This window comes from Fictibacillus marinisediminis (assembly GCF_023149135.1).
In the GTDB taxonomy this organism is placed as follows: domain Bacteria; phylum Bacillota; class Bacilli; order Bacillales; family Fictibacillaceae; genus Fictibacillus_C; species Fictibacillus_C marinisediminis.
Map to the genome: position 1 here is coordinate 2523297 of NZ_JAIWJX010000002.1, position 22990 is coordinate 2546286.

Consider the following 22990-nt stretch of genomic DNA (forward strand, 5'->3'; position numbering starts at 1 on the left):
TTCTGAATATTCCTTATTATCATACCATAATTCCATGCTCCGTATTGCAACTTAAGGAGGTAAAACGTAAAATAAAGGAAAGATTTCATACATAACGCAATGACTAGGAGGAGCTATGGAACTACCCCAAAGAGTCACCATCATTGAAGTTGGACCGCGCGACGGACTGCAAAACGAAAAGCAGCTCGTGCCGGCGGAAGACAAGATCCGTTTTATTCATAAACTGAAATCCTCGGGAATTCAAGAAATGGAGCTTACCTCGTTCGTCTCTCCCAAATGGGTGCCGCAGATGGGGGATGCTGAACAAGTGATCGAGCATTGCACCGATGACAGCACTCGAAATATCGTGCTCGTTCCGAACGGAAAAGGAGTAGAGCGCCTGCTTTCTTCCGGATGTAAGAACGCAGCTTTTTTTGTCGGTGTGAGTGATACGTTCAACCGAAAAAATATTAATAAAAGCACGAGAGAGAGCATGGATGAGCTTGCTCCGCTCATCAGAGACCTGAAACGGAAGGGCTTTTTTGTGCGGGCATGTATTTCGACGGCGTTTTATTGTCCGTATGAAGGAAAAATGGACGAACAGGCTGTCCTGAAACTATGTGAGGAATTTTCAGATCTGGGAGTAGATGAGCTCTCCGTCGCCGATACGATCGGGCTTGCTAATCCTCAGGAAGTTTATGACTTGTTTGCCCTGCTTAAGCATCATCTTCCTTCTGCCCTGCTAATCGCTGCCCATTTTCATGACACACGCGGCATGGCCCTGGCTAATATCTTTTCTGCCCTTCAGGCAGGTGTGGACCGCTTCGACACGTCCGCAGGGGGGCTTGGCGGCTGTCCGTTTGCTCCGGGAGCAACAGGAAATGTGGCAACAGAAGATACTGTTTACATGCTGAATCGTATGGGTATCTCGACCGGCATCCAGCTTGATCTTCTCCTTGAGGCTGTGGAGTTTATCTCTCCTTTTGTTTCCCGCGGCCTTCAAAGCAGGCAATACCTTCTCTCAAAACAGGAGAAGACGCCCCGGTAGGCGTCTTTCATCATCATTGAAGCACTAAAAAATAGGAAAGACGCCCTTTTAGGCGTCTTTTTTTCAGTATTGAAACACTGGATTTAAAAAAAGACGCTTTTTTAGGCGTCTTTTCCTTTTTTTATTTTATTTTCGAGCCTAAGATGCGGATTGAGCATCTGATTTGGGCTTTTCAGCTGAAACGTATGCTGTTCCTTTTTAAAATCAATGGTCATCTGTTCATCAAAGAACACCATCTTATTTTTCTCCATATAAACGGGCAGGAAGTTTGTTTCAAGCTGTACCGTGCCCTCAGGTTCTTCTTCCACAATCCAAAGTGCAGCTACCCCGCTGACCACACAGCCGCAGCCTTCCGTATCATATTTCAGCAGAATGCGGCCGCCTTCCTGTATCTTACTCTTTATCTTTTCAATCGCTCTTTCCGTCCATTCCAGTTTCATGTTCATTTCTCCTTGCTGTTCATGGTTTGTATAACGTGGATGGCCCAGTCACACCATTCTATCCAGTTTTGCATGTAGCGTTTTCCGAATTCCGATGTTAAATATTCTCCCAGATCCTCCTGCTGAAAGCTGTCTTCAGGAAAATGGCTGTCTTTCCAGTTTTTCATCAATCCCAGGCCAAAAGAATGCTGTTCCTTGGCCCGTTCTAAAAAAGCAACAGCCGTATCTGGAGGTATAAGATGAAACAATGAAACACGCAATAACAGGTCATCCTTTAGTTTCGGCTGTGAGATTTCCTTGCTCAGCAGCCATTTCAGCAGCCTCTCATAGCCTTTTGGTTCGATTTGATATACCTTCTTATCCGGATAGTCCACTTGATGAATCACTTGCGAGGTTACAAGCTCCTCTTCCTCCATCTTTACAAGTTCGCGATAAATCTGTGTATGATGGGCTGTCCAGAAGTGGATCATCGTTTCTTTAAACTGCTGATTCAGTTCATATCCGGTTGCCTCGCTCTTGGCCAACAATCCAAGCAGCGCATATCTCAACGCCATCCTCTTCATTCCTTCTTTCCGTCTCTGTTTGTTATTTTAACATATTCTTCACAATCATCGGTGGAAAATGCTTGATATGATTCTAGTACTTTTATTATACTAAACTTGAACATATGTGAAAATACACATATCAAAACAAAGGAGAGTGAACGATGAATTGGTTGACCCGGTTTAGTTTAAAAAACCCTGTCGCAGTCTTTATTTTTTCATTTTTATTAATTCTCGGCGGCTTATTTTCTTTTAGTTCTTTAAAGGTTGATTTGCTTCCGAATGTAGAGTTTCCGCAAATCACCGTTCAAACGACTTATCCTGGTGCCTCTCCTCAGGATGTTAACAAACAGGTAACCGATGAACTGGAGGAAAAGCTGAAAAGCCTCGATAATGTGAAGTCTGTAAAAAGCACTTCACTTGAAAGCGTTTCGATCATCAACCTTGAATTTCCTTTTTCAGTAAACATGGATGATATCGAAGACCAGATCAACACGATTACTAAAGAAGCTGACCTTCCCGACACAGTGAGCATTGAGGTTAACCGCTTCTCATTCGGTACCATCCCGATCTACAATATCTCTTTATTCCCCAAGAACGGCGATAACATTCAGCCGTTCGTAGAAAAAGAACTGGTGCCCGAGCTGAAAAAAGTTCAGGGAATCAATAACGTTTCAGTCGGCGGAGTGAAGGAGGATTTCGTTTCCATTCAAGTCGACCAGAAAAAAGCGCAGCAGATGGGCCTTTCTCTAAGCTCCATCAAAGATGCGATCAACTCCCGCTTTCTTTCCTTCCCTGCCGGCAATGTCACTTCGGGTGATATATCCGTGCCTGTCCGTGTGGAGGAACAATTAAAAACCATTAAAGAGTTAAAATCACTTGAACTGCCGCCATCTGCCGGAGGGCCTCCATCCGGAGCTTCTCCCGGGGCAAAAGGACAGCAGCAGGCACCTGGGGGCGCAGCCCAAGGCCCTGGAAATTCCGGTAAAAGCGGAGCAACTGCTGCTGCAGCGGCTGCCCAGCCTCAAACGGTAAAGCTTGGGGATATCGCTTCCATCAAGCAATCAGAAGATGTGAATGAAATCACCCGTTACAACCTAAAACGGTCTCTGTCTATGGCCGTAACGAAAAAGCAGGATGCCAATACGGTCGAAGTGGCCGACAGCGTCATGTCCATCCTGAACAAAGATAAGTACAAAGAAAGAATAGATTACGCGATCGGTTTTGACCAGGCAGACGGCATCAAGGATTCTGTCAATTCCCTGATCAAAGAAGGGCTTTTCGGTGCTCTCTTCGCGTCATTGGCTGTTCTCTTGTTCTTAAGGAATGTGCGGGCGACCATTATTGCCATCATATCGATTCCGTTGTCTTTGCTTATCTCAGCAATCTTTTTGAATCAGCTGGGTATTACTCTGAACATCATGACCCTGGGCGGGATGGCAGTAGCCGTCGGCCGCGTTGTGGATGACAGTATCGTCGTCATCGAGAACATTTTCCGCCGTATTCGTAAAAGCAGTGGGGAATACTCTCGAAACGAACTTGTCATCGATTCAACGAAAGAAATATTAAGAGCGATCGTCTCGTCCACCCTGACAACCGTAGTTGTGTTCCTGCCGCTCGGTTTCGTCGGCGGTATAACAGGAGAGTTCTTCCTGCCGTTCGCCCTTACTGTCGTATTCGCTTTGTTGGCTTCCTTGCTGGTTGCCATCACCATAGTGCCAATCCTTGCTAAATTTGCTTTTAAAAAGGTAAAACCTGAAAACAATGATGGGCCATTGCAGAGAGCGTACAGCAAAGTCATCCGTTCCTCCCTGAACCATAAGTTCATCGTACTGTTTGTTTCTGTCGTTCTTCTTGCAGGATCCCTGTTCCTTTCAACAAAGCTTGGCATGGTATTCCTTCCAAATGAAGAGCAAAAGACCGTTACGGCCAATATTGAACTTCCAGCTTCTACAACGGTTGAAAAGACGAACGACATTTCATTGAAAGTCGAGAAAATGCTGGACAGCCGCAATACGGTGAAAGAAGTAACGGCAGGAATCGGAAGCCGAGATTTCCAATCCGGATTAAAACGCGAGAATGTGGCCAACTACTTTATTAACTTAAAAAAAGGCACAAGCGTTAACAAAGAGATCAAGTCGCTTGAGAAAAAAATCAAATCCATCGTCAGCGAAGACAGCAAGGATGCAGTCGTCAGCCTTCAGGAAGCTCAGTCTGGAGGACCGCCTTCCAATAATGAAGTAAACATCGACCTGTATTCCAAAGACCTGGATGCGCTCCAAAAAGGGGCTGCATCGGTAGAAAAATATATGAAGTCCCGTGATGACCTGAAATATGTCTCCAACAATTTCAAGGATACTCAGCGGCAGTGGATCGTAGAGATCGACACGAAAAAGGCGGCTGAAGCGGGAGTATCCGGCTATTCAGTGCTGAGCATTATCAATGACGCCACCAAGACTGCTTCTGTCGGAAATTTTGAACTGAACGGCAAAGAAAGTGATGTCCGCCTTACGTATGATAAAAAACCGGATTCACTGGATCAGATTAAAAAATTAAAAGTGTTTGGAACAAAAGGGCCGGTTGCTCTTTCTGAAGTAGCAAAAATTAAAGATATTGACGCTGTAACTGCCATTCAAAAGCTGGACGGCAAAGTGTATGCGCAAGTATCTGCCCAAGTACCTGGCAATAACGTCCAGGGGGTTACACAAGACGTTATTAAAAATGTAGAGAACAAAGTGGATCTGCCGAAGAATGTATCAACTGAAGGCGGTGGCGGAAGTGAAGAAACGGTGAAAACCTTTAAGGAGTTAGGTTTAGCCATCGCGGTTGCCGTGGGACTGGTTTACTTGACAATGCTGGTTACTTTCGGCCGTGCCCGGATTCCATTTATCATTCTTTCATCCCTGATTTTCGTTCCGGTCGGTGCCATCGGCGGCCTTTACCTTGTGGATGAGCCGCTTTCGGTCAGTGCCATGATCGGTATCCTGATGCTGATCGGTATTGTTACCACCAATGCCATTGTCCTTGTCGACAGGATTGGCCAAAACCGGGAAAATAAAGGTATGACCATTCGCGTGGCCTTGCTCGAAGCCGGAAAAATACGTCTTCGCCCGATATTGATGACCGCATTCGCAACGATTGCTGCCCTCATCCCGCTGTCATTGACTTCGTCTTCCGGAACGTTAATTTCAAAAGGACTTGCGGTCGTTGTGATCGGAGGTTTGACCACTTCCACCCTCCTGACCTTGATCATTGTTCCTGTTCTCTATGAACTCTTTTTCCGAAAACAGGCAAAGAGAGAGCAAAGAGAAAACCAATAAAAGTTATCTAAAAAGCGGAAACCTGAGCGGTTTCCGCTTTTTATGTGTCTGCTGTTTAGCTTGCCCTCCTTTTCTTATAAACGAATTTATACAGTAAAAAACCAACCAGTAGGACTCCTGCCCCTGCAAGAATATAGGACTGTGAAGCCTGCAGCACATGATTAACGGTCTTGACTTCCCCCAGCCTGCCTAAAAACAGCATGGCAACTGCTAAAGGAAAGATGCCGATAAAGGTCAGCCCGCCGAATTTCCACCGATTGACCTTGCTCATCCCTGCTGCGTAGGAAACATAATTTCCGATTCCCAAAGGCCGGGAAAGAGCAATGCTCCACTCTCCGTATTTTTTAAACACTTTCTTCGTTTTCTCTACTTTCTTCTCGTTGAACTTCTCTTTCATCTTGCTTTCAAGCTTATAACCTATCATATAAGGTACATAGCTGAATATGGTGTATACGGCACTTACTGCCAATGCCAGAAGCAAGCTCTCGATCAGGTTTGGCTTCAGCAGAAATCCGTAGATCAGAATGACCAGCGCACCGGGAAAAGGAATCGAGGAAGCCTCCAGGGCGGTCCCGATAAATAGCCCGACCGCTCCCAACTCTTTTAAAAAATGAAAGATCATTTCAAACATCCGTGCATCCTCCTCCTTCTTTCTCCCCCTCACTATTCCCTTTCCTGATGTTTTCAATCTCACCTGGTTTGAAACGATTTATTACAGGGTAGATACGCTGTAGATAACTATTACAATCCATTTCAGGAGGATCCTATATATGAAAAAGATTTGTTCAAAAACCGTCTCCATTACCAGTGACGCTTCTAAATTCACCATTCAAAAGGTTACGGATTTCGTAAAAATATCCAGATCGTTTCAGTCCAACGTCTTTTTATGTAAAAACGGAGTCACCCTGCACGCGAAAAAATTAACATGCCTTGTTACGTTTTTCATGATGCTCCGAAAAGGTGAATCTTTTCTGCTGATCACCGAGGGGGCCGATGCTGATTCGGCCATCCAGCAGCTTCTTCATCAGCTTCTCCCTTCCAAAGCGACTACATAAACATATAAAAGAAGCGCTAATGCCATTCAGCGCTTCTTTTTCCATGAGAGAGGCTAGAGGCCCAGTTTTTTTTGCCATCTCTTCCTTGTTACAACCGGAAGAATAATCAAAGTAATGATGATGATGGATGAAATTAAAATTTCCTTCATCCCTGTATTCGCCACTGAAGCTCCTATGTAGGTGTATGCCAATGTGCCCGGTATGATTCCGATGGCCGTGGCTGCCGCGTAATCTTTAAACTTGACGTTTGCCGCGGCCGTCAAGTAACTCACAAGATCATAATTCAATATCGGCAGGAGGCGGAGGATCAGTACATAAATAAATCCACGCTGCTTGATGCCCTCCTGGATCTTCTGATAATTTCCCTTCCATTCCTTTTTTACGCTTTTTTTGCCGATCCATTTCACTGCTAAAAACGTCATGAGTCCGCCTGACAAGGATCCCAGGTATGTATACAGACACCCCCAATATAACCCGAAGGCCAAGCCGCTTGTCACTGCAAACACGGATGATGGAAACAGCACAAACGGCCGGAAGGCATATAAAGCGATATAAACGATTGGAGCCCAAACTCCCCACGACAGAATCCAGCCTCTAAACCGCTCCGGCGTTAAATTTAAATACCGATGGTTGATATATAAAAGGCAGCCTGCCAAACTGAATATAATTAAATAGTTCATTATTCTTTTTTTATTGCGAATCACTCTTTACTGCTCCTCTCCACCATCTTACTTTCTATATTTTCCTTTATTTTCCGATAGAAGTCACTTTAATTTAAAATAAATTTTATGACATTTCTCTATTCACCCTTCATAAGCTGTATAAAAAGGATATGCAGGGAGAGAGATTAACTTGAGAATTATTGCGAAAAAACCAATCTATGCCGGAAACGCAAGCCAATTCGTCCAGTTCACGGGAAGTTATGAAGAAGCCGTGTATGTTAAAAAAGGAGATAAGACAGCCGACGGAAAAAGCCTGCTCGGTCTTATCGCATTATCCATACAGCCAGGGCAAGAAATCGAAATTTCAAGCGAAGCGAATCTTGACTCCCTGCAGAAAAAATTATTGGCCTCTGAACTGTTTGCTGAGGCCGAATAAGCCAGCCTTGTTTTATAAGGCTGGCTTTTTTATGTGTCTTTAAACATCCATCTCTATCCCTATGATGGCATCGAGAGGAACATCCTGTCTCTTTCCTTCAGCATTCATTATCCTGAGCAGACGGTGATGTGGGTCATAGTAATGGATGAGGCCCTGTATTGCTTTTTCACCAAGGGGTTTACGGCAAAGGACGGCTACTTTCCTTGCCTCTTCCATCGCCAAAAAGATCTGCTGGTTCATTTCCTCCAACTGCTGTTCATCAAGCTCAGTGTTCTCAAGCCACGCCTCTTCCCGCTCCCAGTCCCTTAACTGCTTTACGTGCTCAGGCAGCATCATTGCCGTCCATTTGATGCTTCCGCGGTCTTTGATCATTAGAGTCCCTCCATTCTGGTTTTACGCTTTATGGCCGCCTAAAAGGGTGCTGCGGTGCAGAGCCGTTCCTCCGCTCGTATAGGAAACGGCCCGGAGAAGAGCATTGGAGCCGTATTTCCTGCGGATATCGTCCATCACGTATCCAAGCTTTCGCTTTTTAGGATGCTCAAGTGTAAAGATGCTGAGCTGCGTTTCGTTATCTTCACATACATTGGATAGAGCAATGGTGATTTTACGGACCGTCTTTCCTTCATAAAAGGTATGAAAGAGCTCCAGGCACACCTGGTAGATCTCCATCGTAATGTTAGTCGGTTCAGCTACGGTCTTTGAACGGTAAAAACCCCCGCCCCATTCTTCTTTGCTGTAGCCGATTCCCAGACTGACTGTTCTCCCTGCCTTTTTCGCTGTTCTGGCCCGCCTTGCCACTTCTTCGCACATTTCTAAAATAACATGCTGAACCTCTTTCGGATCGGTATAATCACGAAGGAGGATCTGGCTTTTTCCATAGCTGATCTGGCCTTGCATGATGGGAGCCCCCACCTCCGAGAGGTCCACTCCCCACGCATGATAATAAAGCTGATTTCCCATCACGCCGAATTTTTTTTCCAAGAGCTCCAGCGGATAATGGGCAAGGTCGCCTACGGTTGTAATGCCCATCAGATTAAGCGTCCGTTCCACACGGGAACCGATGCCCCACATCTTGCTCAAGGGAGAAAGTTTCCATAGCTTCTCCGGAATGTCCTCATACGTCCATTCTTCCACGCCTTTCTTCTTCGCATCCAAATCCAGACAGAGCTTAGACATCAGCATGTTCGGCCCGATTCCGATGGCGCAAGGCAGACCGAACTCTTCTTTTATGGCAATCCGGATGGCCTGGGCCAGCTGCACCGGGCCTCCCCACAGGCGTTCTGTCCCGTCTGCCTGAATAAAACTTTCATCCACACTGTAAGTATGAATGGCCTCTTTTGGAACAAACCGATTGAGCAGGCGCGTGATCTCCATGGAACGCTGTAGAAAAAAAGCCATTTGGGCATCCACGATGTGAATACGGCTGTCTTTCGGAATCTCAAACAGCCGGCTTCCGGTTCTTATTCCAAAATCTCTTTTCAGACAAGGAGAAGCAGCCAGGACCACACTTCCCTGCCTCTCTGTATTCCCTACTACAGCAAGGTAACAGGTCAGCGGGTCCAGCCCTAAGCGCACAGCCGCACAGCTGGCATAAAAACTTTTCATGTCCATGCACAGAATTGAACGATTTTGAATCATAGAATAATCGATCAACTTCCTTCACCCCTCCAAAAGCAAACGTTCGTTCTCATTTATTATGTATACCCATTTTAACCGAATATATGTTCTCTTCTCAATGGAAATTTTTTCAGGGAGCTTTCCGGCTTAAAAAATCCATTGACCGGCAAGCATACGTAGGCTACATTGTTGGGAGAGGAAAGGAAGTGCAGAATGGAGAATCAGCTGCTGCGCAAATGGCTGGAAAAGGCTTTGCTGGATTATTTTTACGAGAAAGAGGCCATCCCTTATACTGAAAAGGATTATGCTCTCCTGCAGGAACGAGTAAAAAAAGAACTTCAAACTGAAGAAGCAGAAGATCCTTATTTGACGGTTCAAGATGTCGTATACAGCTTTATTACAAAAGAATAAACACCCCCCCTATAAGCGAGGTTTATAGGGGGGGTGCTTGCTTTATATGCTATTTTTAACTGGAGTTTTTTCAAAGAAATGCTCCCACGCTTCATGAATTCCGCCTGCACAATGCTTTTGCGCACGGAAAATCATAGGGTGGTCTGGCAGCTGTTTTAATTCCTTTTGGCAGTTTCCGACAACGACAGCCGGATATCCAAGTGTAATCATATCACGGTCATTGCCGGAATCGCCGGCAACTAATACATTTGCTTTCTCCCAGCCTTTTTCCCGAAGCAGAAAGGATAGCGCCTCTCCCTTCCCTGCATTTGGCGGAAGAATGTCTACATCTCTTCCGGAACTGAAAATCAGCTTGTACGGCACCGAACTGCCGCTCAGCTTCCGTTTCACTTCCTCAACCGCCTCATCGCTTTCTGCAAAATAGGAAAGCCGATGCACGGATGGAATCGATTGAGGCGTTAAGCCGCTGCAGGATTGGACGATGCGAGAAATTTCAGCGGGATTCCACTTTTCTTCCAATGTTTTTTTCCAGCGCTCATGAAGCTCTGGATCATTCAAGTCATACATTTCCGTACCAACATCCGAAATGAGAATGGAAGGCATCGGAAGCTCTTCCTCTTTGATCAGCTCCATGGTAGAAGCATAGTGTCTTCCTGTAACATAAACGAGCTGCACATTGTAGGGACGTTCTTTATAATAATCAAACAGCAAAGAAGTCAGTTCCTTCTCTCCCACCAAGGTTCCGTCAAGATCAGTAGCTAAAAGATGTGTAACGTTTTCTCGTTTCACCTGACAGAACCTCCTCGTACACCTGCTCTACCCTCGCTGCCACATTCGGCCAGCGGTAATCGCGTTCGGCAAGAGAGGATGCCTGTTTGCCGAGCCTTTGTGCAATGATGTCATTGTTTAAAATAATTTCCAGGGTGAGCGCCAAATCCTGAGCGTCTTTTGGGTTGACGAGCAGCCCTGTTTCTCCTTCAACCACCACATTTTGAAGCCCGCCGACACGTGAGGCAATCACTGGACATCCGCATGCCTGTGCCTCTGCAGCCACCATTCCGAACGATTCATAATAGGAAGGCACGACAGCAACGTTGGCAGCGTTAAAGTATTCCGCCAGCTGCTCCTGGCTTTTCGGCCCTACAAACTGAACATAACGCTCAATTCCTTTCACCCAGGAACGCTGTTTTTCCTGAATGGGAAGCTGATCATCACCGATCTCTTCTTTCTGTCCTCCAGCAAGAATCAGTCTAGTGTTTGACGGGACGTCACCCCATTGAATCAAGTATCTGAATGCTTTGAGGAGGGTTTCAACACCCTTGGTTTCTTCCAGCCGGCCGGCATAAAACACGAGAGGGCCGTGAACATCCAATTTTTGTTTTATCGCGGGTTTTTGGTTTAAAGGATAAAAAGTTGGAGATACACCGATTGGAATGACATCAACAGGTGCAGGCTGTTTAGTAAAGTCATGGATCAGGCTTTTCTCGCTGTTGGTCGTGGCGATCACGCGGTTAGCGGAACGGAGAATGGTTCGTTCATACTGGAACCTGCGCTCATCCCTTTCTCCTGTGGCCCGTTCTTTAGCTGCTCCAAGGGAATGTGAAGTATGGACAAACGGTATATTGTACTTTCTGCGAAGCTGGCGGCCTAATATCCCTGACAGCCAGTAATGAGTATGAATTATATCATATTGATCAACAGGAACAAGTTCCTCGATTTCTTTAAAAAAGCCGGGCAGTATTTGAAACATTTCATTTTTGGATACAAAGCCTTTGATACCGGCTTGGATGCGGATAACTCTAGAGCGTTTTCCAAATGCCTCCGTCTGAGGAGCATCTTTATCACACCAGTGGGTTATGACATCAACATCCCATCCCCTATTTTCCATGGCAAGCGCCAAATGGTACACATAATTATTCTGTCCTCCAGCTTGCTTTCCGCCCAGTTTTGCCAGCGGGTCTCCATGGTCTGATATAAATAAAACTTTTTTATTCATAACTGCTACCCCTCTTTCTATTGTTGCGGTCTATAACGTGTAAGTTACTTATACCCGTTCTCTCCTCAGACAAACCAAAATAGCTTCTTTAGTCCTATTAAATTAAGACTTTATTCCTTTTTGTGAAGGTTTAGGAAAAGAAAAAAGATGCGCTAATATACGCATCTTTCTTGTTTACATAATATAATTATTGTCTATTTTTGTTTGAATGCATTTCCGCCAAGCTTTTCTACAAGCTTGGGAAAAAGCTGATAAAGCGTACTGCCTGCATTCATCCAAAGAGGCAGATTGATCTCACGGACAGGACGGCCGATCGCCGAAATGATTTTTTTAGAAACATACTCCGGGGACAGCATCCACTTCTTGATGTTTTTCTCATAGGAACCCGATTTGTCTGCGATGGAAAAAAAGTTCGTTTCAATCGGCCCCGGGTTGATGGCTGTTACCCATATTCCACTGTTTGCGAGCTCCATCCGCAATCCGTTTGAAAAGCCAAGAACAGCGTGTTTAGAAGCGGCATATCCGCTCGACTTCGGTGTGGATATCTTTCCTGCCTGTGACGCAATATTGATTATATGGCCAGAACGCCGTTCCAGCATTTGCGGCAGCACTGCCTGTGTACAAGCCATCAGGCCGACCACGTTGGTCTGAAGCATTCTGGAAAGATCGTTTAGGTCCGCATCAATAAAGTAGTCGAATATTCCAAATCCAGCGTTGTTGATCAGAACATCGACAGAAACCGTACGAGTGATCTCTGCGAAAACCGCTTTCACCTCTTCTGCGTTGCTAACGTCCAGCGAATAGATCAGCGCTTCCACATCAAAATGTTCTTTTAGATCTTTTTTTACGTTCACTAGTTTGTCCAGGCTTCTGGCGATCAGCACCGGCTTAGCACCAAGGCTTGCCGCATCAAACGCGATCCGGGCTCCAAGCCCTCCGGAAGCCCCTGTGATAACCACCGTTTTTCCTTTTAAATCCTTCATATCTTACGCTCCTTCTGCCCGCTTGTAATAAATAATACCCTGTATGTCCTCCGCTTGAATCCTTCCCTCCTCTTCAAGCAGATCAAGATGCCCCACGGTTTCCGAGAGAGTAAGCCCAGGTTCCTTTTGATAGATCCTCGGGAATAAAAGCTTGCTTAATTCATAAGCCGTCTTATGCCCGGCGAGCATCTCCCATAGGACATCCGCCCGGTTGTTCTGCTGTGCAAGCCTTTCTTCGATCAACTCAGAACTGTTGGAGATTGGAAGGCCATGCCCCGGCAGGATGACGGTTATGGGGAGTTCGGCTGCCGTCTTAAGTGAATCCCGGTATTGCAGCAGCGGTTTAGGCCGGTCTCTTTTCGTGAGAGGGGGAGGCTCGATGAGTGCGTTGGACGAAATACGCTGCAGCAAAAAGTCCCCTCCAATCATAATACCGCTCTCTTGATGAAACAGAGAAAGATGATCTGGAGAATGGCCCGGTGTTTTCATGATTGTCCACCCTGGCAGCCCTGGCACTTCTTCTCCTTCATATAACGCCGGGGAAGCATGGACCACAGCAGAAAGCTCAAGATACTTCTTTAATTTCCTATGTTCAAACCGGACGGCTTCTTCCGGCATTCCCATTTTTTTGTAAAACCCCTCATAAAATTGATTTCTATGTACAAAAAATTCTTGCTGCTGGCTGAGATAGGGTATTTCTTCTAAACTTGCGAGCACAGCAGGCACCGGGCTCGTAAAGTATGAATAAAGACCGACATGGTCCGGGTGATAATGGGTAAAGATCACCTGTTCAATATCGTTTTCTTCCAGCCCGTTCTCCGCCAGTTTCTCTCGAAAGATGCTCCATGCCTCAGGCGTTTTTGGTCCGCAGTCAACAAGGGTAAGCTTTTCTCCCCGTATGAGATAGACATTGACATCCCCTACCGGAAACGGTGTCGGAAGCGCGATGGTTATTATATACTGGTTCAACATTTTCACCTGACCTCTTCTCATGCATATATATATATCAATCAGTATAGCAAAAGATCAGCACTATAAAAAAGTAAATATTCAAAATTATCTTTTTTATAAACTTGACATACTGTACTGACTCATTGCATAATGTGTTGTAATAACTGAACGCTGAACACGGCGCTGAAAGGGACCAGTAATTCATTAAACGGCTGAAAGAGAATGGAATCCACCGGCTGAAAGATTCCAGCAGTGCGAAATGAATGAACCTATCCCCCGAGCCATCAGGGATTGAACCTGATCGTATGCCTTCGATACAGGCGATAAGCTGGGCTTTTACCAAGCCAATTAAGGTGGTACCGCGGACCGCACTCCTCCGTCCTTTTCCAAGGATCGAGGAGTGCGTTTTTACGTTAACCTAAGTTGGAGGGATTGCCGTGTATAAAAAAATCGCGTTTATCGGAGCAGGTGCCATGGCAGAAGCAATGATTTCAGGATTGATCGCCAACAAGCTGGCCTCACCTGAACAGATCATTGCCGCAAACAGAATGAACACAAAAAGACTTCTTGAACTGCAAAGGAAGTATGAGATAAAAATTTCCGCCTCAGCCGCAGATGCAGTGAGTGAGGCAGAAATCCTCATCCTTGCTATGAAGCCGAAAGATGCTGAAGACGCCCTGCACTCGATCAGGGACGCTATCCATAAACAGCACCTTATCATTTCAGTACTTGCCGGGATATCAACAGATCACATCTCCACTCTGCTTCATACGGATGCCCCTGTCATACGGGCGATGCCGAACACATCTGCTGCGATCGGTTATTCTGCAACCGGCCTCGCCGCTGGAAAGTATGCCGAAGAGCAACATGTAAAACAGGCCGAAGAGCTTTTTAATTGCATCGGAACGACCACCTGCTTGAAAGAAGAAAGCCTGCATGCAGTAACCGGGTTGGCAGGAAGCGGTCCCGCTTATGTTTATTATTTAGTAGAAGCGATGCAGCAGGCAGCCTCCTCGCTCAATCTCAGTGAAACTGAGGCAAGGGATTTGATCGCGCAGACCCTGTTGGGTGCTGCCCATATGCTGAAAATGAGCGACGAACATCCCTTGCTGCTTCGGCAAAAGGTAACCAGTCCGGGTGGAACCACCGAAGCCGGAATTCAAATGCTGGACCATTTTAAAGTAAAAGAAGCGATTGAATCATGCGTCAAGCGTGCCGCACAGCGCTCAGAAGAGCTCGGGAGAATGTACACCCCGCCCTCTTCCGAAGGAATAGTTTGACAATTCTGTTATTTCATTTTATAATAAAACGACTATAGAGCAGCAACGGGAGGTATAAGATGCTTGATCAAGAAGAATTCAAGCGGTACAATCTGTTGTTTAAAGAGTTTGAGCAGTTTCTTACACGGCCACTGACAAAAAAGGAAAAAGATTTTATAAAATGGATCGTAAAAAATGATATGAGCATCGAACGCACATCGGCGCGAGCCACCTAAACAAGCCCCTGAAAGGAAATGGGCTTGTTTTTTTCTTGGATTTAGAACGTTTGACCTGCTTATTTAAAGGTAAAATATAAAGAGGAAAGGAGTTTTTCCCGCTATGACAAAAATCTTTGGACACCGGGGCGCAAGCAAGGTATGCCCCGAAAACACAATGGCCTCCTACACTCGGGCTTATGAAATGGGCGCAGACGGACTTGAAATTGATGTCCATTTAACAAGCGATGGTGTTCCTGTCATCATTCACGATGATACGGTCAAACGGACAACCAACGGAAAAGGATATGTAAAAAATTTCACGCTCGCTGAAATTAAACAGCTGGACGCGGGAAGCTGGTTTTCTCCAACCTTTCAAAATGAACGGATCCTCACACTAGAAGAGTTTCTGCAATGGATCTGTACCAAGCCGCTGCTTCTCAATATAGAATTGAAGAATAACAAAGTGATGTATGAAGATTTAGAGAAAAAAGTATACGATCTCGTAAATGCTTATGGAATGAAAGAAAAAACGATCTATTCATCTTTTAACCATTACAGCCTTGTGCAATTAAGGAGCATGGACTCTTACATTGACATTGCTCCCCTCTACTCTTCGGCCATCTACGAGCCATGGAACTATGCAAGAAGCATGGGTTCGCTGAGTGTGCATCCTCAATTTAAGAGCCTTCATCCCGTGATCCTGCAAAGCCTTCATGAGCATGGGATACGGGTCAGGCCTTATACGGTCAATCAAGAAAAATGGATGCATTATTTAATGAATTGGCGGGTGGATGCCATCATCACTGATGTACCCGATGTGGCGTTGGCTGTTAGAAATGGAGAAATTACTGAACAAAAAAGCTTAATCCTTGAAATGTATAATAAGTTAAAAAAAAAATGAGCGGGCTGCCCGCTCATTTTTTGCTGAGTTTTTCAATTGGAAAGACGCTGAAGTCATCGGCAATCTGCGTATTCGGAAAGACTTCCCGTGCTTCTTTTAAAAGAAGAGTCTTCTCCTCTTTATGATATCTAGAACTGATATGGTTCAAGATCAAGGCAGCTGCATTTGCCCGTCTGGCGGTAACAGCAGCCGATCTGGCTGAAGAATGGCCGAATTCCGCTGCCTTTTCAGCCAGTTCGTGAAGAACAGTAGCCTCATGAATAAGTACCTCAGCATCTCTTCCCAGCTCCACCGCATTCTCGCAGTATTTCGTATCGCCAAGGATAGCGACAATCCGGCCAGGAACAGGAGGGGAAACAAATTCACTGCTCTTGAGCACCGTTCCGTCCTCCAGAGTAATATCCCTTCCTTCTTTCAATTGCTGATATAAAGGACCGGGCGGCAGGCCCATCTTTTTTAGCAAGCCGGCTTCCAGCTTTCCAGGCTGTGCCTGCTCTTCTACGCGAAAACCGAAACAAGGGATCACGTGCTCAAGTTTCTTGGCATATACCCGACGGCCTTCCTCTTCACAGATCAGCCCTTCATCTATTTCTATCACTTGAATCGGATAGGTAAGATGCGTCTGGCTTATGTTCAAAGAAGTGTCGATGAAGGCCTTTATTCCCTTTGGTCCGTATATGGACACCGGACTCTCTTCACCATTTTGGAAGGAGCGGCTTCCCAGCAGGCCCGGCAGACCGAATAGATGGTCTCCGTGCAGATGAGTAATAAAAATTTTATTGATCTTACGCGGTTTTAGAGAAGTGTGCAGGATTTGATGCTGTGTAGCTTCTCCGCAGTCAAAGAGCCAGATTTCTCCTCCCGTCTGCAGGAATTTAAGGGCAACCGAAGAAACATTCCTTTCCTTTGAAGGCATTCCGGCTCCCGTTCCCAGAAAATGAAGTTCCATATCAGCTATTCCTTTCATGCTTTAAAATAGAAATCATGAGGCGATAAGTGACAATGAAAAAAAGGAGCAAGCTTCCTCCCGCAAGAAATCCTGCCAGCACATCACTCGGATAATGCACACCAAGATAGACTCTGCTTAATCCGACAAGCACGATATAAACACATCCCCCAGCGGTTATAAGACGCCGCACCCAACTATGCTTAGCCTGTCTCACAAGAAGGTAGAATAACAGTCCAAAAAAACCGATGGAGATCATGGCGTGTCCGCTCGGAAAACTATATCCTCCGATATCAACTAGACGATGGAGGGATGGCCGCTTTCTTTCATAGATTCCTTTAAGAAAAGCGTTTCCGTAACGGATGACAAACAAACAGCTCCCCAGGATTACCGGTTCAAGCCAGCTTCTCCTCCCTAAAATAAAAAAAGCAGAGAACACGGCAAGCACTATAAATTCATTGGTCCTTGCTGCACTGTTTGTGATCACTATAAAAGCTCGGGTCAGCTCGTGGGGCTGATATGCCGTTACTGCATCAATCACCGTCTGATCCAGTCTCTTTACGCCAGCCTCCCGATAGACGGCTGCAAGGAGAAAAAAGAAAATAAAAAGCAACAAAAATCCAAGAAAGTATGGCAGATGGATACTTTTCTTCAATTATAATCACCCGGCCTTTGGCTCGATAAAAAAGCTGTCTACAACCTATAGCTATGATGGATCATCTGTTAGTTTGCCTCGAATAATGGAATGATCACCAAACTTTTTTTGAATATCGCTGATTAATCGATTTACATCATCCCGTTTTTTTTCCTGTTCAAAAGTAAACAAGTCCATCTGTTTATAGGCTTTTTCTTTAGGGATAACATCCGCGGCCGTAATGCCGAGCAGCCGTACAGGTTCACCGTTCCAGTGTTTTGTAAACAAGGACCAGGCATGTTCCAGGATTTCACTCTTATCATGAAAGGGATTCTCCAGTGTCTTGCTTCTCGTAACCGTCTTCCTGTCTCCATACCGGATCACGATCTGAAGATTTTGACCGACGACTTTCTTCCCTTTCATCCGGCGTTCAACAGAATCAGCCAGAACTGAAAAGACGCGTTTAAGCTCCGTTTCATCACTCACATCTTCAGCCAGAGTGGTCGAGTTGCCAACGGATTGAAATTCTGAGGCGCGCTCCGGGTCTACTGGGCGGTCATCGATCCCGTTCGCACGCTCCCACATCCTCACTCCGTTTTTTCCGAAGCGGTGTTTTAAACTGTACGCGTCTTCCTTTGCCAGGTCACCGATCGTATGAATATTATATTTTTTTAGTTTTTCTTCTGTGGCCTTTCCGATCCCATGCATTTCACCTACGGTCATCGGCCAGAGGATCTGCCGGATCTCCCGCTTTCGCAAGACGGTAATCCCCATAGGTTTCTTCATATCTGAAGCCATCTTCGCAAGAAATTTATTCGGTGCAATCCCTATACTGGAAGGAAGACCCAGTTCATGATACAGCCTGTTTTGAATTTCCTCGGCAGCTTCGATAGGGCTCATGGATATCCTCGTAATATCAAGATATCCTTCATCAATTGAGACAGGCTCAACAAGCTCAGTATATTCCCGAAGCAGCTGAAACATCTTCTGAGACATCGTCCTGTATTTTTGAAAATCCGGCCGTAAGACGATAAGAGATGGACAAAGTTTTTTTGCCTGCCACAGAGGCATCGTAGTTTTTACTCCAAACTTACGTGCTTCATAGCTGCAGGTTACGATGATGCCGCGGCGCTCTTCGGGATTGCCGGCGATCGCAAGAGGCTTTCCCTTTAAAGTGGGATCCATCATACTTTCTACAGAAGCATAAAAGCTGTTCATGTCGACATGCAGGATAAATCTTCGTTTTATATTGGCAGACCTATCCATGTTGTTCCATCTCCTTCAATCCTTTTCCTTTCCCATTATATGAAATGAGAGAACATAAGAAAAGCGAAAGCCGTTCACTATCACAGGGTTCACACCATAAAAAAGACAAGGTTTATTCACCTTGTCTCCACTATATCCCGCAGCTGCCTGCCTGTGTTTTCAATCCATTCCACGTATTCTGTTCCGTGGAAATGCTCATTCATATCCCTATGTAAGTTTACAAGCTGCACCAGAAATTCCTGGTTCCCATGATCCTTGCTCCAGGCCTGCAGATAACTGTACACTGAGTATCTGCCTTTAGAGGACATCTGCTGTTTTTTTGCACCTTCTTCCGTAAGCGTTACGTACGAAATTCGCCGATCATGATCTTTTTTCAATAATTGTATTAAGCCTTTATCTTTCAGGCGTTTTATAACCTGCATGACTGTCGAAACATCCCATAATCCGAGGTGTGCTATGCGGGAAATCGTCGCCTCTCGTTCAAAGGATACAATCCATAGAATGTGCTGTTCAGCTTGAGTCAATCCCAATGACTTCGCTGATTTTTGCCATTCATCTTCAAGAACCTTGTACACTCCCCGCAAATAATTCATCATCATATGCATGTTCGCAAGTTCACTCATCCAATCCCTCCGGCTTCCCATCCTATTTAGACATTTTTTTCCATGATTAAACTACAACCAAATATACTAATTCGAGCTATTTATGTCAACCTCGACTTGAAGGTTCGTAACAAAAAAGGAGCCAGACCTTTCATGGCCGGCTCCTTAGCTCTACTCTCCTGCTACTTCCTGAATGACTGCAACCACGATCTCGGCTGTTTTCACCAGTTCCTCGATCGGCATTTTTTCATTTTTAGTGTGGATTTCCTCGTACCCTACAGCAAGGTTAACAGTTGGAATTCCATGGCCGGCAATCACATTCGCATCACTTCCGCCGCCGCTTTGCAGCAAGCGGTGAGAACGTCCGATCCTTTCAGCAGCTTTCTTAGCCACTTCAACGACATGGTCTCCATCACTAAACTTAAATCCAGGGTACATGACTTTCACATTCACTTCAGCACGTCCACCGAACTTAGAAGCCGTTGCTTCAAATGCCTCTTTCATCTTAGCAACCTGAGCTTCCATTTTCTCTGTTACGAGAGAACGGGCTTCTGCCAAAATGGCCACATGATCACAAACGATATTGGTCTGTGTGCCTCCTTCAAACCTTCCGATGTTAGCCGTGGTTTCTTCATCAATTCTTCCGAGCGGCATTTTAGAAATGGCTTTTGCAGCGATTGTAATGGCTGATACACCCTTTTCAGGAGCAACACCGGCATGCGCTGTCTTTCCATAGATATCAACCATCAGCTTTGCTTGTGTCGGCGCTGCAACAATAATGTCACCGACTTTGCCGTCACTGTCGAGCGCGAAACCGAATTTTGCGGTTAATCGGGAAGGATCAAGTTCTTTCGCTCCTACAAGCCCTGACTCTTCCCCAACTGTGATGATGAACTGGATGTCTCCGTGTTTAATATTTTGTTCCTTTAAAAGTTTAACGGCTTCGAGCATCGCTGCGAGGCCTGCCTTGTCGTCCGCCCCAAGGATGGTCGTTCCATCGGTTACAACATACCCATCTTTAATCGAAGGTTTTACCCCATTGCCAGGTACGACCGTATCCATATGAGAGGTGAAATAAATCGGATCCACCCCGCCCTTGTTGCCTTTCAGCGTACAAATCAGGTTGCCGGCGCCGTGTTCAGTTTTAGATTCAGCATCATCTTCAAATACTTCGACACCAAGATCAGTGAATTTTTTAGTAAGGACTTTGGAGATTTCCTTTTCAAATTTTGTTTCAGAATCGATCTGTACCAATTCCAAAAACTCTTCTAGCAATCGTTGCTCATTAACCATTGTGTCTTCCTCCATTATAACGGGATATTGCCGTGTTTCTTCCAGGGCCTTTCCTCGTGCTTCGTCCGCAGCATTTCCAGTGCTTGAATACATTTGATTCTCGTATCCCGTGGATCGATGACATCATCGACCATGCCTCGGGAGGCGGCAATGTATGGATTGGCAAATTTCGTACGGTACTCATCAATCTTAGCCTGCCTTGTCGCTTCAGGATCATCGCTTTGTTCGATCTCTCTGGCAAAGATGATGTTCGCTGCTCCCTGCGGTCCCATCACTGCGATTTCCGCGTTCGGCCAGGCAAAAACAAGATCAGCGCCGATCGACTTGCTGTTTAAGGCGACATAGGCACCGCCGTATGCTTTACGGGTGATAATCGTTATTTTCGGGACAGTAGCCTCAGAATAGGCGTACAGGATTTTAGCTCCGTGTCTTATAATGCCGCCGTGTTCCTGTTTAATTCCTGGAAAAAATCCGGTGACGTCCTCAAAGGTGATAATCGGAATGTTAAAAGCGTCACAAAAACGAATAAAGCGCGATGCCTTATCCGAAGAATCAATATCAAGGCCGCCAGCCATAACTTTTGGCTGATTACATACTAATCCTACCACTTCACCCTTAATCCTGGCAAAACCAATGACTATGTTTCTGGCAAAATACGCTTGAACTTCTAAAAAAGTATCCTGATCGACCACTTGCTCGATGACCTTACGAACGTCATACGGTTTGGTCGCATCCACAGGTACCACCTCGGCAATATCCGGGCGGTCATCGTTCTCATGCTCCAGTTTCTCCGATCTGGCCGGTTTTTCTTTATTGTTCTGAGGAAGGAACGATACGAGCGCCCGCACTTGCTCCAGAACTTGTGCCTCGGTTTCCCCCATAAAATGGGCGTTACCGCTTTTCGTGCTATGGACCTTTGCCCCGCCAAGATCCTCAGATGAAATTTTTTCGCCCGTTACTGTTTCGATGACTTTCGGGCCAGTGATAAACATTTGGCTTGTCTGCTCCACCATGAATACGAAATCCGTAATAGCCGGTGAATAGACAGCTCCACCTGCACAAGGCCCCAGAATAACTGAAATCTGCGGAATGACACCAGAGTAGATGGAGTTTCTGTAAAAGATCTGCCCGTAGCCGTCCAGAGAAACAACACCTTCCTGAATTCTCGCTCCTCCTGAATCGTTCAGTCCGATAAACGGTGTTCCATTCTTAGCCGCAAGATCCATCACACTGGCGATCTTGTGAGCATGCATCTCTCCTAACGCTCCTCCAAAAACCGTAAAATCCTGAGCAAATAAATAAACCGGCCGGCCGTGAATCTTTCCATAGCCTGTAACGACTCCCTCTCCAGGAGCCTTCATATTCTGCAGACCAAAATCGGTGCAGCGGTGCTCAATAAAAGGATTCAACTCCACAAACGTTCCCTCATCGAGCAAAAGATCGATTCGCTCCCTTGCGGTCAGTTTTCCGCGCTCATGCTGTTTATCAATCTTCTCGTCTCCGCCGCCAAGCTCAATCTCACGTTTCCTGTCATATAATTCGTCCATTTTATCGTACATATCCATCAGGACACTCCTCCTTCCGTTTCAGGTTTTTCGCACAGTTCAAACAGCACCTTATGGGTAGAAGATGGATGGATGAATGCGATGGATGCCCCGCCGGCACCTTTCACCGGCTGTTCCTGGATCATCTTTACGCCAGCTTTTTTCAATTCTTCAATTCTTGATGCAATATTTTCAACACCAAGAGCCACATGGTGGACACCCTGTCCGCGTTTGATAATAAATTGCCGGATCGGACTCTGTTCATCCATTGGCTCTAGAAGCTCCAGCCGTGTCTGGCCGATCTTCAAAAAAGCTACCTTTACCTTTTGAGATTCCACTTCCTCCACTGCTTCAAGCTTAAGTCCGAGTGTGTTCACATAAAAAGGGAGGACCTCATCAAGGGATTCAACGGCAATGCCGATATGATCGATTTTTTTTGGCGGTTCCATGCCTGCTGGTGCTGGATAACCATCCCGCTCGAGCACTGCTGCTTCAATAAATTTGGCTGTCTCAACTGTCGGTGTGCCGGGTGTAAATATTTTTCTTACTCCGGCTGATTCAAGGAAGGGAATGTCCTCCCAGGGGATAACACCGCCTCCTATCACGATAATATCATCTGCTCCCCGCTGTTTTAAAAGCGACATCACCTCGGGAAACAGTTCATTATGCGCTCCAGACAGACAAGATAAACCGATGGCATCCACATCTTCCTGCACAGCAGCAGCTACAATTTGTTCTGGCGTCTGGCGAAGGCCGGTATAAATGACCTCCATCCCATAATCACGAAGAGCCTGAGAGATCACAAGAGCTCCGCGGTCATGCCCGTCAAGCCCTGGCTTTGCTACCAGCACACGTATTTTTTTATTCATTGTTCTTCCCACTCCTGT

Annotated in this window: 25 protein-coding genes; 8 read left to right on the forward strand and 17 right to left on the reverse strand. The window is 45.8% G+C overall.

Annotated elements, in window-relative coordinates; translation table 11 throughout:
- The first annotated feature begins 115 nt into the window (after nucleotides 1–115).
- Nucleotides 116–1027: a hydroxymethylglutaryl-CoA lyase gene (locus tag LCY76_RS13420; protein ID WP_248253051.1), complete on the forward strand. Its 912-nt coding sequence runs from the start codon at nucleotides 116–118 to the stop codon at nucleotides 1025–1027.
- Between the two features lie 101 nt (nucleotides 1028–1128).
- Here LCY76_RS13420 and LCY76_RS13425 read toward each other — a convergent pair whose 3' ends face one another.
- The gene (locus LCY76_RS13425) at nucleotides 1129–1467 is read right to left on the reverse strand and encodes an iron-sulfur cluster biosynthesis family protein (RefSeq protein ID WP_248253052.1); all 339 of its coding nucleotides are present in this window, start codon (nucleotides 1465–1467) and stop codon (nucleotides 1129–1131) included.
- A 2-nt stretch (nucleotides 1468–1469) separates the two neighbouring features.
- Entirely contained in the window at nucleotides 1470–2021 is a 552-nt protein-coding gene (locus tag LCY76_RS13430) for a PadR family transcriptional regulator (RefSeq protein WP_248253053.1), read from the reverse strand.
- A gap of 152 nt (nucleotides 2022–2173) precedes the next feature.
- Here LCY76_RS13430 and LCY76_RS13435 point away from each other — a divergent pair, with 152 nt between their 5' ends.
- Entirely contained in the window at nucleotides 2174–5329 is a 3156-nt protein-coding gene (locus LCY76_RS13435; RefSeq protein ID WP_248253054.1) for an efflux RND transporter permease subunit, read from the forward strand.
- A gap of 55 nt (nucleotides 5330–5384) precedes the next feature.
- Here the strand turns inward: LCY76_RS13435 and LCY76_RS13440 are convergent, their stop codons facing one another.
- The gene (locus tag LCY76_RS13440) at nucleotides 5385–5960 is read right to left on the reverse strand and encodes a DedA family protein (protein WP_248253055.1); all 576 of its coding nucleotides are present in this window, start codon (nucleotides 5958–5960) and stop codon (nucleotides 5385–5387) included.
- A 139-nt stretch (nucleotides 5961–6099) separates the two neighbouring features.
- Between LCY76_RS13440 and LCY76_RS13445 the strand changes: the two genes are divergently transcribed.
- Entirely contained in the window at nucleotides 6100–6384 is a 285-nt protein-coding gene (locus LCY76_RS13445; RefSeq protein WP_053357971.1) for an HPr family phosphocarrier protein, read from the forward strand.
- 53 nt (nucleotides 6385–6437) lie between these two features.
- Here the strand turns inward: LCY76_RS13445 and LCY76_RS13450 are convergent, their stop codons facing one another.
- Nucleotides 6438–7088, reverse strand: coding sequence for a TVP38/TMEM64 family protein (locus LCY76_RS13450; RefSeq protein ID WP_248253056.1), 651 nt, complete (start codon nucleotides 7086–7088; stop codon nucleotides 6438–6440).
- 148 nt (nucleotides 7089–7236) lie between these two features.
- Between LCY76_RS13450 and LCY76_RS13455 the strand changes: the two genes are divergently transcribed.
- Nucleotides 7237–7482, forward strand: coding sequence for an HPr family phosphocarrier protein (locus LCY76_RS13455; protein WP_248253057.1), 246 nt, complete (start codon nucleotides 7237–7239; stop codon nucleotides 7480–7482).
- 39 nt (nucleotides 7483–7521) lie between these two features.
- On the opposite strand, the gene LCY76_RS13460 is transcribed toward LCY76_RS13455, so the two are convergent.
- Both LCY76_RS13460 and LCY76_RS13465 read right to left on the reverse strand, forming a co-directional pair.
- Nucleotides 7522–7854 carry a YolD-like family protein gene (locus LCY76_RS13460; RefSeq protein WP_248253058.1) on the reverse strand — a complete coding sequence of 111 codons (333 nt, stop codon included), beginning with the start codon at nucleotides 7852–7854 and terminating at the stop codon, nucleotides 7522–7524.
- A gap of 21 nt (nucleotides 7855–7875) precedes the next feature.
- Nucleotides 7876–9135, reverse strand: coding sequence for a Y-family DNA polymerase (locus LCY76_RS13465; protein ID WP_053357967.1), 1260 nt, complete (start codon nucleotides 9133–9135; stop codon nucleotides 7876–7878).
- Nucleotides 9136–9312: 177 nt separating this feature from the next.
- Between LCY76_RS13465 and LCY76_RS13470 the strand changes: the two genes are divergently transcribed.
- Nucleotides 9313–9510, forward strand: coding sequence for a YqzH family protein (locus tag LCY76_RS13470; RefSeq protein WP_248253059.1), 198 nt, complete (start codon nucleotides 9313–9315; stop codon nucleotides 9508–9510).
- A 42-nt stretch (nucleotides 9511–9552) separates the two neighbouring features.
- Here the strand turns inward: LCY76_RS13470 and LCY76_RS13475 are convergent, their stop codons facing one another.
- The 4 genes from LCY76_RS13475 to LCY76_RS13490 form a co-directional block, all read right to left on the reverse strand.
- Nucleotides 9553–10299 carry an HAD-IIB family hydrolase gene (locus tag LCY76_RS13475; RefSeq protein ID WP_248253060.1) on the reverse strand — a complete coding sequence of 249 codons (747 nt, stop codon included), beginning with the start codon at nucleotides 10297–10299 and terminating at the stop codon, nucleotides 9553–9555.
- Complete coding sequence (locus LCY76_RS13480) at nucleotides 10262–11506, reverse strand: glycosyltransferase (protein ID WP_248253061.1); 1245 nt, start codon at nucleotides 11504–11506, stop codon at nucleotides 10262–10264. Before LCY76_RS13480 ends, LCY76_RS13475 begins: the two co-directional genes overlap by 38 nt.
- Nucleotides 11507–11700: 194 nt before the next feature.
- A complete protein-coding gene (locus tag LCY76_RS13485) occupies nucleotides 11701–12489 on the reverse strand; it encodes an SDR family NAD(P)-dependent oxidoreductase (RefSeq protein WP_248253062.1) in 789 nt (262 codons plus the stop codon).
- Nucleotides 12490–12492: 3 nt separating this feature from the next.
- Nucleotides 12493–13458, reverse strand: a complete 966-nt coding sequence (locus LCY76_RS13490) for an MBL fold metallo-hydrolase (protein WP_248253063.1) — start codon at nucleotides 13456–13458, stop codon at nucleotides 12493–12495.
- 413 nt (nucleotides 13459–13871) lie between these two features.
- Here LCY76_RS13490 and proC point away from each other — a divergent pair, with 413 nt between their 5' ends.
- From proC to LCY76_RS13505, 3 genes are all read left to right on the forward strand, one after another.
- On the forward strand, nucleotides 13872–14720 hold the full coding sequence (gene proC / locus LCY76_RS13495; RefSeq protein ID WP_248254676.1) for a pyrroline-5-carboxylate reductase: 849 nt from the start codon (nucleotides 13872–13874) through the stop codon (nucleotides 14718–14720).
- 59 nt (nucleotides 14721–14779) lie between these two features.
- Nucleotides 14780–14935, forward strand: coding sequence for a hypothetical protein (locus LCY76_RS13500; protein ID WP_248253064.1), 156 nt, complete (start codon nucleotides 14780–14782; stop codon nucleotides 14933–14935).
- 103 nt (nucleotides 14936–15038) lie between these two features.
- Nucleotides 15039–15818, forward strand: a complete 780-nt coding sequence (locus LCY76_RS13505) for a glycerophosphodiester phosphodiesterase (protein ID WP_248253065.1) — start codon at nucleotides 15039–15041, stop codon at nucleotides 15816–15818.
- A gap of 13 nt (nucleotides 15819–15831) precedes the next feature.
- Here LCY76_RS13505 and rnz read toward each other — a convergent pair whose 3' ends face one another.
- From rnz to mce, 7 genes are all read right to left on the reverse strand, one after another.
- The gene (gene rnz / locus LCY76_RS13510; RefSeq protein ID WP_248253066.1) at nucleotides 15832–16767 is read right to left on the reverse strand and encodes a ribonuclease Z; all 936 of its coding nucleotides are present in this window, start codon (nucleotides 16765–16767) and stop codon (nucleotides 15832–15834) included.
- Between the two features lies 1 nt (nucleotide 16768).
- On the reverse strand, nucleotides 16769–17419 hold the full coding sequence (locus LCY76_RS13515; protein ID WP_248253067.1) for a phosphatase PAP2 family protein: 651 nt from the start codon (nucleotides 17417–17419) through the stop codon (nucleotides 16769–16771).
- 51 nt (nucleotides 17420–17470) lie between these two features.
- Nucleotides 17471–18664 carry a DNA polymerase IV gene (locus LCY76_RS13520; protein ID WP_248253068.1) on the reverse strand — a complete coding sequence of 398 codons (1194 nt, stop codon included), beginning with the start codon at nucleotides 18662–18664 and terminating at the stop codon, nucleotides 17471–17473.
- A gap of 116 nt (nucleotides 18665–18780) precedes the next feature.
- The gene (locus tag LCY76_RS13525) at nucleotides 18781–19287 is read right to left on the reverse strand and encodes a MarR family transcriptional regulator (RefSeq protein ID WP_248253069.1); all 507 of its coding nucleotides are present in this window, start codon (nucleotides 19285–19287) and stop codon (nucleotides 18781–18783) included.
- A 150-nt stretch (nucleotides 19288–19437) separates the two neighbouring features.
- Nucleotides 19438–20559, reverse strand: coding sequence for a tripeptidase T (locus tag LCY76_RS13530; RefSeq protein ID WP_248253070.1), 1122 nt, complete (start codon nucleotides 20557–20559; stop codon nucleotides 19438–19440).
- A gap of 14 nt (nucleotides 20560–20573) precedes the next feature.
- A complete protein-coding gene (locus tag LCY76_RS13535; protein WP_248253071.1) occupies nucleotides 20574–22124 on the reverse strand; it encodes an acyl-CoA carboxylase subunit beta in 1551 nt (516 codons plus the stop codon).
- On the reverse strand, nucleotides 22124–22972 hold the full coding sequence (gene mce / locus LCY76_RS13540) for a methylmalonyl-CoA epimerase (RefSeq protein ID WP_248253072.1): 849 nt from the start codon (nucleotides 22970–22972) through the stop codon (nucleotides 22124–22126). Before mce ends, LCY76_RS13535 begins: the two co-directional genes overlap by 1 nt.
- Between the last annotated feature and the right edge of the window lie 18 nt (nucleotides 22973–22990).